The 13349-nt window shown below is 39.7% G+C and carries 13 protein-coding genes and 4 tRNA genes; 1 reads left to right on the top strand and 16 read right to left on the bottom strand.

Annotated elements, in window-relative coordinates; genetic code table 11:
* Window positions 1-2: 2 nt before the first annotated feature.
* Window positions 3-1724: an ABC transporter permease/substrate binding protein gene (locus tag C7384_RS06935; RefSeq protein ID WP_089939320.1), complete on the bottom strand. Its 1722-nt coding sequence runs from the start codon at window positions 1722-1724 to the stop codon at window positions 3-5.
* Window positions 1717-2913 carry a quaternary amine ABC transporter ATP-binding protein gene (locus C7384_RS06940; protein WP_089939318.1) on the bottom strand — a complete coding sequence of 399 codons (1197 nt, stop codon included), beginning with the start codon at window positions 2911-2913 and terminating at the stop codon, window positions 1717-1719. Before C7384_RS06940 ends, C7384_RS06935 begins: the two co-directional genes overlap by 8 nt.
* Before the next feature lie 178 nt (window positions 2914-3091).
* Here C7384_RS06940 and C7384_RS06945 point away from each other — a divergent pair, with 178 nt between their 5' ends.
* Window positions 3092-3706 (top strand): GntR family transcriptional regulator, encoded by a 615-nt coding sequence (locus tag C7384_RS06945; RefSeq protein ID WP_089939316.1) that lies wholly within the window; start codon window positions 3092-3094, stop codon window positions 3704-3706.
* A 33-nt stretch (window positions 3707-3739) separates the two neighbouring features.
* On the opposite strand, the gene C7384_RS06950 is transcribed toward C7384_RS06945, so the two are convergent.
* The 14 genes from C7384_RS06950 to C7384_RS07015 form a co-directional block, all read right to left on the bottom strand.
* Complete coding sequence (locus C7384_RS06950; protein WP_089939314.1) at window positions 3740-5092, bottom strand: glucose-6-phosphate isomerase; 1353 nt, start codon at window positions 5090-5092, stop codon at window positions 3740-3742.
* A gap of 89 nt (window positions 5093-5181) precedes the next feature.
* Window positions 5182-6510, bottom strand: coding sequence for a D-alanyl-D-alanine carboxypeptidase family protein (locus C7384_RS06955; protein WP_089939311.1), 1329 nt, complete (start codon window positions 6508-6510; stop codon window positions 5182-5184).
* On the bottom strand, window positions 6503-7498 hold the full coding sequence (locus tag C7384_RS06960; RefSeq protein WP_243400732.1) for a sensor histidine kinase: 996 nt from the start codon (window positions 7496-7498) through the stop codon (window positions 6503-6505). Before C7384_RS06960 ends, C7384_RS06955 begins: the two co-directional genes overlap by 8 nt.
* A gap of 104 nt (window positions 7499-7602) precedes the next feature.
* Window positions 7603-8292 carry a response regulator transcription factor gene (locus tag C7384_RS06965; RefSeq protein ID WP_089939307.1) on the bottom strand — a complete coding sequence of 230 codons (690 nt, stop codon included), beginning with the start codon at window positions 8290-8292 and terminating at the stop codon, window positions 7603-7605.
* Window positions 8293-8295: 3 nt separating this feature from the next.
* The gene (locus C7384_RS06970; protein ID WP_165806799.1) at window positions 8296-9000 is read right to left on the bottom strand and encodes a DUF1129 domain-containing protein; all 705 of its coding nucleotides are present in this window, start codon (window positions 8998-9000) and stop codon (window positions 8296-8298) included.
* A 36-nt stretch (window positions 9001-9036) separates the two neighbouring features.
* Entirely contained in the window at window positions 9037-10137 is a 1101-nt protein-coding gene (ychF, locus tag C7384_RS06975; RefSeq protein ID WP_089939304.1) for a redox-regulated ATPase YchF, read from the bottom strand.
* 27 nt (window positions 10138-10164) lie between these two features.
* The gene (locus tag C7384_RS06980; protein WP_176760697.1) at window positions 10165-10371 is read right to left on the bottom strand and encodes a DUF951 domain-containing protein; all 207 of its coding nucleotides are present in this window, start codon (window positions 10369-10371) and stop codon (window positions 10165-10167) included.
* A complete protein-coding gene (locus C7384_RS06985) occupies window positions 10371-11273 on the bottom strand; it encodes a ParB/RepB/Spo0J family partition protein (RefSeq protein ID WP_089939302.1) in 903 nt (300 codons plus the stop codon). The genes C7384_RS06980 and C7384_RS06985 overlap by 1 nt, the downstream gene beginning before the upstream one ends.
* Entirely contained in the window at window positions 11263-12024 is a 762-nt protein-coding gene (locus C7384_RS06990) for a ParA family protein (RefSeq protein WP_089939300.1), read from the bottom strand. The genes C7384_RS06985 and C7384_RS06990 overlap by 11 nt, the downstream gene beginning before the upstream one ends.
* 23 nt (window positions 12025-12047) lie before the next feature.
* On the bottom strand, window positions 12048-12764 hold the full coding sequence (gene rsmG / locus C7384_RS06995; protein ID WP_420838710.1) for a 16S rRNA (guanine(527)-N(7))-methyltransferase RsmG: 717 nt from the start codon (window positions 12762-12764) through the stop codon (window positions 12048-12050).
* A 118-nt stretch (window positions 12765-12882) separates the two neighbouring features.
* Window positions 12883-12966, bottom strand: a tRNA-Leu gene (locus tag C7384_RS07000).
* Between the two features lie 25 nt (window positions 12967-12991).
* Window positions 12992-13064: transfer RNA gene (locus C7384_RS07005), tRNA-His, on the bottom strand.
* A 2-nt stretch (window positions 13065-13066) separates the two neighbouring features.
* Window positions 13067-13140, bottom strand: a tRNA-Trp gene (locus tag C7384_RS07010).
* Between the two features lie 116 nt (window positions 13141-13256).
* Window positions 13257-13329, bottom strand: a tRNA-Val gene (locus C7384_RS07015).
* Window positions 13330-13349 lie beyond the last annotated feature (20 nt).

Here is a 13349-nt window from a genome sequence, read left to right on the forward strand (position 1 = left end):
AATTAGTTAAACCATTGATCAACTTGCTTTTGATGAGTTTTAATCCAATCATCAGCAGCTGCCTCTGGTGACTTACCATTTTGAATTTCTAGCATGGTTTTTTCCATGTCATCCTTAGACCACTTGAAATTCTTCATAACCTTGTAGACGTCCGGACTAGTCTTCTTCAAATCCTTGCGCACCACCGTATTAATACTTTCGGTAGTACCCATGGTTTCCTTAGGATCCTCCAAATACTTCAAATGATATTTAGAAAACATCCAATGTGGTGACCAACCAGTCACGATGATTGGCTGTTTATTTTTGTAAGCTTTATCCAAAGCAGTAGCCATCGCACCGGATGATGATGCTTGAAGCTGCCAGCCCGATAAGTTAGGGTAGGAATCAATTGTCTTTTGGGCAGCTGTCATAATACCAGCACCCGGCTCAATCCCAACGATTGTCTTGTTGGCCTGATTGGTTAAATCACTAATGGAATTAACATTCATATAATCAGGAACTACCAACCCTAATTTAACGCCCTTTAAATTAGGACCAAGTAAGGTTACATCCTGTTTATACTTGCTATAAAGCTTTTTATGCGTATTAGGCAACCAAGCTGACACCGTTGCATCAACCTGTTTGTTCGCTAATGACTGCCATAAAACAGCGTTGTCCAAAGGTGTCATTGTCACATTATAGCCATGTTGGCGCATTGCCGCAGCTAAAACATTAGTAGAGGCCACTTCAGAATCCCATTGAACATAACCAATGTTAACTTTTTTACCAGTTGCCTTTTGGCTCATCATACCGTTGACAATACCACCTAATGCAACAACGACAATCGTTCCCCAGACAATCCATTTTCGCACATTCCCATGACTTACGGCCTGAACTTGTTCTGGATTAGTATCTAACTTCTGAATAAAACGATCAATGATAATAGCCAAAATAACTAGCGCGATTCCGTTTACGAAACCAGAACCAACATCAGCGTGTTGCACAGCTGACAAGACTCCTCGTCCTAAACCGGGTGCCCCAATCATAGAGGCCGTTACGACCATAGAAAGTGCCAGCATAATCGTTTGCTTAATTCCGGCAATGATTGTGTTTTTAGCATTAGGTAATTCAAGTTTAAAAAGTTTTTGCCAGGTAGTTGAACCAAAGGAATCAGCCGCCTCAACTAAAGCAACTGGTACCTGTTGGATACCCAAGTTAGTAAAGTTAACTACTGGTGGCAGAGCGAAGATAACCGAAGCAAAAACACCCGGTACCACCCCGATGCCAAAGAAGGCTACAGCTGGAATTAGATAAACAAAGGCTGGCATGGTCTGCATGAAATCCAAGATTGGCTTCACAATCGCTTCAGTCTTAGCTGACTTAGCCATAATAATTCCTAATGGAATACCAATAATTAAGGAAACCGCACTGGCCATCACAACCAACGTGGTCGTATTCATCAAGTCATTCCACAATCCCTGATTAGCAACCAAGGCAAGGCCTGCCAAAACTAAAGCCGGAAATCCCCACTTCTTAGGACTAGTCACAATCGCAATAAGGGTTAAGCCAGCAATCATTAAAGGCATGGGAATGGCAATTAGAAAACCAGTTAAGCCATCCATAACCCCTTGGCCTAGTTGTTGAATTAAGTTGAAAAATCCGGCCCAATTTTTGGTTAACCAGGCCACTGCATCGCTAATCCATTGTTCTAACGGCAGTTTAGAAGTCATCATTAAATTAGGCATCGTTATGTCCATCTCCCTCCGTAGCAGCTAGTGCCTCAATCACGGCTCCCCGAATGATAATGCCCTTTAAACGTTGGTCATCATCAACAACTGCTACCGGTGATTTGGCATCGTAAATAATCGGCATGATATCAGCAATCAAAGTATCTGGTGTCACCGTTGGCATCGGTTCCACAACATCTCGCAGAGGCTTTTGTTCTTTACGCGCCTTGACAGCTTCATCCGATGTTAAGTAACCCAAGAATTTACGCTGTTTAGTAATGGCCACCAAACCAGAAACTTCTTCTTTAGACATGCGATGCAAAGCCACATTAGGCCCATCAGTATCAACATTAGCCGTAAATCCTGGTACCATAATGCTTTCAGCCACCAAAACACGCGAACGATCAACATCTTCAACGAAGCTTTTTACATAGTCATTGGCTGGATTAGTTAAAATTTCTTCTCCAGTCGCTACTTGCTGTAATTGACCATCCTTCATGATGGCAATCCGATCACCCAATCGCAAAGCCTCATTTAAATCGTGGGTAATAAAGATAATGGTCTTTTGTACATTGGCCTGTAAATCAAGCAATTCATCTTGCATTTCCCGTCTAACCAAAGGATCCAAGGCTGAAAAGGCTTCATCCATCAATAAAACATCAGGATCATTGGTCAATGCTCGCGCTAGGCCAACTCGCTGTTGCATACCACCGGATAATTGGCTAGGATACTGATCCTTAAAGGACAATAATTTAGCATTATTTAAAGCTGCTTCTGCTCGCTTAGTCCGTTCTTCAGCTGGAACCCCTTGGACTTCCAAACCATATTCCGTATTTTCTAACAGCGTCCGATGTGGAAACAAACCAAAGTTCTGGAAAACCATACTCATTTTCTTACGACGAATTTCTAACATTTGTCGCTTATTCAAATGGGTGATTTCTTCTCCATCAATAAAAATTTGTCCACTGGTAGGTTCAATTAACCGATTCAACAAACGAATCAAGGTTGATTTACCGGAACCGGACAATCCCATAATGACAAAAATTTCACCGGTTTCTATTTCCAAATTAATATCGTAAACCCCAACTGTGCTACCGGTTTTGTCTAAAATTTCATCTTTACTACGATTTTCTTTAACCATCTTCAATGCAGCTTTTTGATGTTTTCCAAAAATCTTAGTTAGATGCTTAATTTCAACTTTAGGCATATATCCTCCTAGTATTGACTAACTATGTATTTTAAAATAAACTACAAGTGACCACCCGTTTACTGTAAGTGGTGGTCAATAGTGACCACCTACTATTTTTACATTAGTGGTCACTTTTGTCAAATCGCTCACATTCCTATTTTTAATTGTTCATATACACGCCAAGGATATCAGTCATATGCCAAGAATTCGTGAACCACGTTACCATAGAATTGCCCAAGAAATTGCCCAACATATTGTGGACAATCATTTTCTAGTTGGCCAAAAATTACATGCTCGTTCAACTTTAGCGGCTACTTTTGGTGTATCAGCCGAAACCGCCCGCAAAGCGATTAGCGTTTTAGCCGATCTAGGCATTGTAAAACCGGTTCATGGTAGTGGCGTTGAAGTTCTATCCCGCGAAAAGGCTCAGGATTTCCTAAACAGTACTAAGGAAAGTCAAGATATTCAAGCTACCAATCAAAAAATTAAAAATATTTTACAAACACAAAGTAATAATCTAAATGAGCTTAAAGATCTCTTACAAACCTTACAGGAACAGACCGTTCAAATTAAACAACATAGCCCCATGTCGCCTTATGAATACATTCCCAATGCTTCCAGTGATAAATTACATCAATCAATTGGGAAATTAAATATTTGGCAAAATACAGGGGCTACCGTAGTGGCCATTTTGCATCAAAACGACTTGATCTTGTCGCCGGGGCCTTACGCTGTGATTGAACCAGGCGACACCGTTTATTTTGTTGGTGCCGATAAAAGTATGCAAGCTATGCAACAATTCTTCAACTAAAAAAGACTTGAAAATATTTTCAAGTCTTTTTTATTACTGATCTAAACGAGCACGATATGCCTTTGTTTCAGCCTCATAACCAGGCTTACCCAACAGGGCAAACATTGCTTTCTTATAATCTTCCACACCAGGTTGATTAAATGGATTAATGGCAAAGCTATATCCTGAGATTGCAACCGCTAATTCAAAGAAGTAAATCATATAGCCTAAAGTATAGGCATCTTGTTTAGGAATATGAACAGCGATGTTAGGAACACCACCGTCAACATGGGCCAAAGCCACCCCATTAGCTGCGGTAACGTTAATATCGTTGACTGTCATATCTTCTAGGTACTGCAACCCATCACGATTGTCAGCCATTTTAGGCAAGTCCAAATCAGCCTGAGGATTATCCAAACGAATCACCGTTTCAAACAAATCCCGCCGACCATCTTGGATGTATTGTCCTAAGGAGTGCAAATCAGTTGAGAAATTAGCAGAAGAAGGATAAATACCTTTGTGGTTCTTTCCTTCAGACTCACCCATTAACTGTTTCCACCACTCAGCTAAGTAACGCATACTTGGTTCCCAGGTAATTAATAATTCCGTCGTAAAGCCCTTATCATAAAGCGTACGTCGAATAGCTGCATAACGATAAGCATCATTATCATCCAAGTTAGGTTGGCTGTAATCGTCTTGGGCCGCTTTGGCACCGGCCATTAATTGTTCAATGTCCCCACCACTAGCAGCAATTGGCAATAAACCAACCGCCGTCAAAACTGAGAACCGTCCGCCAATCCCGTTTGGAATGACAAATGTTTCGTATCCGGCTTCTTGGGATTCTTCGTACAAAGCCCCCCGACTAGCATCGGTAGTGGCATAGATACGCTTCTTAGCTCCCTCAGTACCATATTTTTTCTCCAGCAATTGTTTAAAGATTCTAAAGGCTACAGAAGGTTCAGTAGTAGTACCAGATTTAGAAATTACATTTACAGAAAAGTCTTGATCAGCAATTACACGAATTAAGTCTGTCAAATATGTTGAAGACAGCGAATTACCAGCAAAGTAAACCTTCACGCCGGCCTGCTGATCGGCAGCTAATTCATTGTTAAAAGAAGGGTGTAAGAATTCATAAGCCATCTTGGCCCCTAAATAAGAGCCCCCAATTCCGATCACAACTAAAATTTTAGAATCAGATTGAATTTTTTTAGCTGCTTCTTGAATCTTCTTAAATTCTGCCCGATCATAATCAGATGGTAATGTTAACCAATCTGAATATTCTGCTCCTACACCAGTTCCTTGGCGTAATTCTTGATCTGCCATGGCGATTAAAGGCCGCACTTCTTCATACTCATGTTCACTCATAAATGGTGCTACATGTTGAGTATTTAGTTTGATATGTGTCATAACAATTAACCCTTTCTGCTTTTGTAAACGCTACCGCGATTATAGCATATTCACCGCGATAAAGAACATCGAAGTACTTATTTCACAAGTTAAGGCCAAATAAAGCGTAAAATTTTCTGCCAATTATTAGCGGGACCACTGCTTTGACTGCTGGCTAATAAAATCTTTTGTTGCCGATTCGTATTTGACGGTAAATACTCAGCTCTTAATTTAGTTTCAGCAGTACCAATAAGTTCATCCTTTTTAATTTGCGATTCAGTGATATGGTCAAGCAGCTTTAATGCTAATGATTTCCCCTTTTTAACCCAAAAGGTTTGATTATTAGCTACATGCACTGCTATTTTACCAGCCTGCGTATTAGGCGCTGGCAGAGCCTGCAAACTTTCACCCTTACGATATGTGCGCGCCTGCTTTTCATCCAAAACTTGCCCAACCATGTCAAGCGATTTTTGAAAACGCTGAACATGATCTTCATAATCACCAGCACCATTGATAACTGTCAAAAATTCGTGTCCTTGGCCATCTGTCACTATCGCAGTCAAAGCAGCACCTGATTCGGGCGTTGAACCGGTTTTAAGACCCACAATAGATAAATTATACGGACTTTTTAATTGGGCCGCAGTTTGACCATTATCTTGTCCAAAATCAGTTAGGATAGTTGTTTTAATCCGGCCATTTTTGGTATAGGTCAAATAAGGCTGTTGCCCCACAGTTTTTAAGGTTGGATCCAAGTCCAGATCAGCGCTAGCAATTTGGGCCACCTCTTTAGCACTGGCACGATTAGCAGCCGAAACCGGTGCCGTTTTTATCCGATTATCAAAGGCATCCCCATTTTGCTGACCAGCAGCGTTATACCACTCTGATTTACTTAACTTTAATTCCTTAGCCCACCCCTGAATGACGGACTGGGTAGTTTGATTAGCGGGGGTTAGGTAAGTGGCCAACGCAAAGGCTGCATCATTAGCAGAATTCGTAAACATGGCCGTGTAAAGATCTCGAACCGATACCCGATCACCAGTACGAATTTCTAAATGTGAAAAAGTCTCTTTTTGCTGCTTGGATAAATCCGCATTAGCTGGAATTGTTACTTGATCATCCCACTTAATTTGCCCCTTCTTCACGGCTTGCAAAACGCCATAAGCCGTTAACATCTTACTTTGAGAAGCAATTTTAACCTGTTCATCGGCATTTTTTTCGCCTAAAATTTGGCCAGTCGTACAATCTACAACCAGGGCTGAATTAGCTTTAACATTCAATTTAGTCGGCTTTTCAACTAAATCCGGCTGTACTAGATTCCCGTGTCGAGTAAAGGCTACTTGACCGTAGTGGCCAACAATTATCAAGGCCACCAAGCCAATTAGCCACAAGACGTAGCGAAATTTAATATTTTTATTTTTAATTTTTCCCCGACTAGTCATTGCTTTCCTCTTCCGATTGGCTTAAAGGCATTTTAATTATAAAATCAGTCAAGTCTGGGTCAGATTCAACCCAAATTTTCCCCTGATGCTGAGCAACAATACCCTTTACTATTGCTAAACCTAAGCCACTGCCACCAGTACTACTATTTCGTGAATTATCTACTCGATAAAAACGATCAAACAAGTTTTTAATAGCGCTACTAGAAATCGCCGCTCCATTGTTAGCCACATGGATTTCAACCATGTGACGTTCTTTTATCTGAGCGGTTAATTTGATAAATGTCGCCCCGTCAGCGTATTTAAAAGCATTATTCAACAAGTTAATGAAAACTCGGGCTAACTTATCAGAATCCCCGTACATGACAATGAGTTTGGGGCTAATATCATAACTCAAAGTGATCCCACGTTGCTGGGCCTCTAACTCATAACTGGCTAAAAGTTGAGCAAATAGGTCACCCAGACTAAACTGGGTTAAATTTAGGTTAACATCTTGCGATTGAGTTTTAGAAAATTCAAATAAGTCCTCAACCAAAACCTTCATTTGATTAGATTTATCATAAGCAGTTTTAATATATTTTTGTTGTTCCTCAGCTGAAAGAGTCTGATTTTGATTTACTACCAACCCCAAATAACCAATAATTGTCGTCAAAGGGGTGCGTAAATCATGAGAAATATTACTCATCATTTCATCTTTGGATTTTTCAACTTTTAATTCTTCTTGATACAGTTGTTGCGAATGATTAATTACACGATTAAAAGCCTTAATTAGCTCCTGTAATTCAGGGAAAGAGTTTGTCTCCCACGTAATTTTCGTTTCAGGTTTTTCACTAGCTAATACGATTAATTGATGACTAAGCTCTTGTAAACTTCGCTTTCGACGCCAACTATGAATATTTACGATGAGTAATCCGAATACATTTAATATGAGTAAGAAGCAAAAAAAAGGCCAACGGAAACTCGCTGACCACCAAGAAAAATAGCGTGCCATTAAATTTAACAACATTAATATTGCTAACGTTGAAACGACTAACCATCCCATTGACCTTATCATTAAGATCAAAATATTTTTTTTGCTTTTACCACTCATCATAATTAACTAACTTCAATCTTATAACCCACACCCCAAACAGTTTGAATGACCTGATCTCCTTGGGTGGCTTCTTCCAATTTATCCCGCAAATGAGAAACATGAACCATAACCGTTTTAGCTGAGACAACCGATTCCTGCTGCCAAACTCGTTCAAAAATATCATCTGCCGAAAAAACCCGATTAGGATGTGAAGCTAACAGATATAAAATGCCAAATTCCAAGGCAGTTAAATTAACGATTTCGCCCGCAGCAGTCTTCACTTCGTGACTATCTTTATTGATAACCAAAAAACCAATATCCAAAACATCTGGTTTAGATTCTTTGACTAAATTCTGTGACCGTCGTAATAAAGATCGTACTCGAGCCATCACTTCTAGTGGGTTAAATGGTTTAGTCACATAGTCATCCGCCCCTGAAATAAGGCCTTGAATTTTATCCATATCACTTGATTTAGCCGATAATATAATAATTGGCATATGCGTATCCTTACGAACAACCTTTAACACCTCTTGGCCATTCATGTTCGGCATCATAATATCTAATATCATTAAGGCAATATCAGGATTGGTGTTCAATTTAGACAGGGCATCACGACCATCATTGGCAATAATTGGTTCATAGCCTTCATTTTTAAGATATATTTCTAATAATTCAGCAATTTCTAAATCATCGTCAACAACTAAAATTTTCATAGTTTAGCCTTTGTCATTTTGATTCTGCACACGTGCTTGTTGCGCTAGCTTACTAATAGCTAAAATACCACCAGATGGAATACCGGCCTGCTTACGATTCCAACGGTAAATCAAGAAGGTCACAGCTGCCACCGCTACATTACCATATCCAGGTAAAACCGGGTTGATAACAGCTGGAATCACAACTGTTACCAAAAATCCTCCAACCCAGGCAACTAAAATTAAGGGAATTAACAGCCAAGCCGACCACTTATTAATTTTTTTAGAACTTTTAGGATTAGGAATCAGATGTAGCATTACTACCGTATATAGCACACCACCCCAAATTGATAGGAAAATTGCTGAAACGATTCCGACACCTTGTCCTTGCTGTGATCCTGCCGAAATACCGGTCGTAATAGCAAAGAAAAGCGTCATAAACATTAGCAAAACCGAACTGGTATCAACCGCCAGTACCCATGCTGGGTAATCGTGTAACTTCTTAGCATTGATATTAGGATCCAAATAATGCTGAGCCAACTTTAAGGGACTACCATATAATTGGCTGGCTGTGGTCCCCTTCCCCTGCTTCTCTAATAAATTATCAGTAACCTCTTGCACAACTCCTTCAATCTTGTCTGAAGGCATATCAGCTTGATCTAGGTGCTTTTTTAGTTGAAAAATAAAATCTTGATTCTTTTTTGTTAATTCACGATTATTTTCAGTCACAATATTCACCATTTATTCAATGAAATTTTTTTCGGATTAAACGTTAAACCTAAATTCGATAATATCGCCATCCTGCACAACATATTCTTTTCCTTCTGAACGAAGCTTGCCGGCCTCTTTTACCGCTTTAACTGATCCATACTGATCTAGATCTTCAAAACTCATGGTTTCGGCCCGGATGAAGCCACGTTCAAAATCTGAGTGAATAACCCCGGCTGCTTGTGGCGCTTTAGCACCCGCTTTAAAAGTCCAAGCGCGAGTTTCTTTCCCACCAGCAGTAAAGAAAGTACGTAAGTCCAATAAGTGATAGGCGGCGCGGATTAACTTGTTCAAACCAGGTTCATCGACACCAGCTAATTCAAGGTAATCGGCTTTTTCATCTTCATCTAACTGAGTAATTTCCTCTTCAGCATTGGCCGATAAAGCAATTACTTCTGCGTTTTCACTAGCTGCAAATTCTTGAATTTGTTGATAATAAGCAGACTGAGTTGGATTGCCCATTTCATCTTCAGCGATATTAGCAACATATAATACAGGTTTAGATGTTAACAAGAATAACCCTTTTACAACGGCTTGTTCTTCTTCGTTAAAATCAATCGTCCGAACAGACTTCCCTGCCTCCAACACCGGCTTGATTTTTTCTAATACTGCGGCTTCCAACTTAGCCTCTTTATCATTCCCTTTAGCAGCCCGAGCGACTTTAGCATAGCGCTTATCAACTGCTTCTAAATCGGCTAAAACTAATTCGGTATTAATTGTGTCAATGTCATCAAGTGGATTAACTACGCCATTAACATGAATAATTTGATCATCATCAAAGGCACGTACTACATGCACAATCGCATTTACCTGACGAATATTTTCTAAGAATTTGTTACCCAACCCTTCTCCCTGAGAAGCACCTTTCACAATTCCAGCAATATCAGTAAATTCAAAGGTGGTTGGAATAATCTTATCAGCAGGCTCAATTTCTTGAATTCGCGCCAAACGCTTATCAGGCACCTCTACCATACCCACATTAGGTTCAATTGTGGCAAAGGGATAATTGGCCATTTCTGCCCCAGCCTTAGTAATTGCATTAAATAGCGTTGATTTACCAACGTTTGGTAAACCAACAATTCCAGCAGTAAGTGCCATGAAACTACTTCCTCTTTTCTTGATAACTTATTTTATTTCCGATGCTGCTTTTAAAATACGCTTAATGCGCTTATTAAAATTAAAACGAGTCATCATAATTGTCCGTTGACATGCAGTACAAGTAATTTTAATATCTGCACCAACTCGCATGATTTCCCAGGAATTAGCCCCACAAGCATGCGGCTTTTTCATTTCAACAATGTCATGTAATTGATAATCTGGTGTAGCCATCATCAATCAACCTCAATTTCTAATAAGGATAAAATTCGAGTTAAATCTTCTTGAGATAAATAATTAATTTCAATTTTTCCACGACCGCCTCGACTGCCTTGAACTTTCACTTTGGTCCCAAATTTTTCTTCTAATCGATGGGCCAAATCTAAAGCATAGGGAGAAACTGCCTTAGCAGATTTGGAATCTACAGGTCCTTCATTAACTTGTTTAACTAACTGTTCTGTCTGTCGAACATTTAAATCTTTATCTAAAATAAGTGACAGTACATGTTCTAGTGAGCTTTGATTTTTTAATCCTAAAAGTGCACGCGCCTGTCCCATTGACAAGCTATCGGTTTCGACTAAATCTCGAACCTTTTTCGGCAGTTTTAACAAACGTAATGAATTGGCGACGGTAGTCCGCTCTTTACCCAAATTTTGAGCCAAAGCACTTTGAGAAATACCGGTTTGATCCAATATCAATTGAAAAGCCTGTGCCTCTTCAATTGGATTCAAATCGTCTCGTTGCAGGTTCTCAATTAGAGCCAACGTGGCCATAGTTTCATCATTAGTTGTGCGTACAATTGCAGCAATTTCAGTTTGTTTTAATAGTTGAACTGCTCGAAAACGACGTTCCCCAGCGATAATCTGATAATCACTACCCATTGGGCGGACAATAATTGGCGTTAGTAAGCCATTTTGCTTAATCGAATCGGCTAACTCTTGAATTAATTCTGGACGAAAATTTTTTCTTGGTTGAAAGGGGTTGGCTTGAATTTTATCAATTGAAATATTAACAATTTGTTCTTGCACATCCGGATTTCGTACTGCCTGTTTGGAATGTGCTAAAGCTTCTGGTGAAATTCGATTTGTCCCAAATAATGAATCCATCCCTTTGCCCAAGCCACCTTTTTTATTGGCCATATTGCTTTAACACCTCCTGGGCTAGTTCCTCGTACACACGCGATCCAATACTACGAGGATCAAAGTCAATAATCGATTGTCCATACGAAGGTGCTTCACTTAAACGAACTGTTCTTGGCACCACTGTTTTATATACGCGGTCACCAAAGTAATCTCGGACTTCTTGACTCACCTGCTTTGCTAAGTTGGTTCGACCATCATACATAGTTAATAAAATTCCAGCAATTTCAAGTTCTGGATTAAATTGTTGTCGTACTAATTCAACAGTGTTAATCAACTGACCCAATCCTTCTAAAGCATAAAACTCAGTTTGAACAGGTATTAAAACTGAATTAGCTGCGGTAAACGAATTAACGGTTAATAGCCCCAATGAAGGTGGATTATCAATTAAAATAAAATCATATTGATCATCTATCTTTGCCAAAGCCTCTTTCAAACGAAATTCACGATTCTCAACATTGACTAGTTGTATTTCAACTTCAGAAAGTTCAATCGTACCCGGTAATAAATCAAAATTATCAGTAGCTACTACACTTTTTTGTATTTCACTTTTACCCAACAAAACATCATATGTACTTGAATGTAAGGCCGATTTATCAACACCCAATCCGGAAGTTGCATTACCTTGTGGATCAATATCAACTAATAAAACCCGCTGCCCAGCTTGCGCTAAGCCCGCTCCCAAATTAATACTGGTGGTTGTCTTTCCGACACCACCTTTTTGATTGGCTAAGGTAATAATATGCGCCATTACATTCTCCCTTGAAAAGCTATTTAAAGTGGCTTTCTACTTGGTATTCCAGCCTGACGAGGATATTTTCGAGGCGTTTCTTTCACTTTTTTAACGACTTGAATAACCCGTGGATCATTATTGAATAGTTTGAAATCAAACTGCTCTTCTAATCGTCCTCCTAGTAAGGTAAGGGCTTGTTTTCCAGCAACCAATTCGTCATCGGCTGCTGAGCCTTTCATAACCAACAAGTCCCCATTTAAACGAACAAAAGGCAAAGTGTATTCGGCAAGCACACTTGTCCGAGCTACAGCTCGTGCAGTCGCATAGTCAAATTTCTCACGATAATTCTTATCATGGGCCAAATCTTCAGCACGCCCATGTATTACCGTAACACCGTCAAGGTTAAGCTCCTCAATAACTTTTTTTAAAAAAGACACTCGTTTATTCAACGCCTCAATCATAGTTATCTTTAAATCAGGAAATAGAATTTTTAAAGGTAAGGATGGAAAACCAGCACCCGTACCAACATCAATCAAAGAAATATCAGTTCGAGCTAGACCGCGCACATAAATTGCCAGTGTTAAAGAATCATAGAAATGCTTTAAATAAACATCATTTCGTTCAGTAATAGCAGTCAAATTATACAATTTATTCGTCTCAACCAACAATTCAAAATAACGTTCAAATTGATTTTCTTGTTGTTGACTTAAATAAATATCATTGTCGGCCAATGCCTGTAAAAACTCACTATTATTCAAAACCATCTCCAATTCTAAACAGCTGTATCATAACCTAGAATACCTAAAAATATAACGATTAGCAAGTAAACAAAATTCAAATGAAATAAAAAAAACCTTGAGATAAACTCAAGGAAAATGCCGTCGGTGGGAGTCGAACCCACACGGTGTTGCCACCACTGGATTTTGAGTCCAGCGCGTCTGCCAATTCCGCCACAACGGCAAAACAAAGAATATTACTTTGTAAGGGCGGTAGAAGGGGATCGAACCCTCGCATGCTGGATCCACAAACCAGTGTGTTAACCACTTCACCACTACCGCCATGGCAGGGATAGAGGGAATCGAACCCCCATCAACGGTTTTGGAGACCGCTATTCTACCGTTAAACTATATCCCTACTATAATAAACATCAGCACAAGAGCTGAAAAACATGATAAGGAATTGCACCCTACAAAGACAACTAATGCTCATGTTTGAGAGAGCTGTGTGTCCAAATTATAAACACACGACAATGGACGCTACAGGGATCGAACCTGTGACCCCCTGCTTGTAAGGCAGGTGCTCTCCCAGCTGAGCTAAGCGTCCAATATGGAGAGAAAGGGATT

Origin of the sequence: Convivina intestini, assembly GCF_003096575.1 — a bacterium.
Taxonomy (GTDB): domain Bacteria; phylum Bacillota; class Bacilli; order Lactobacillales; family Lactobacillaceae; genus Convivina; species Convivina intestini.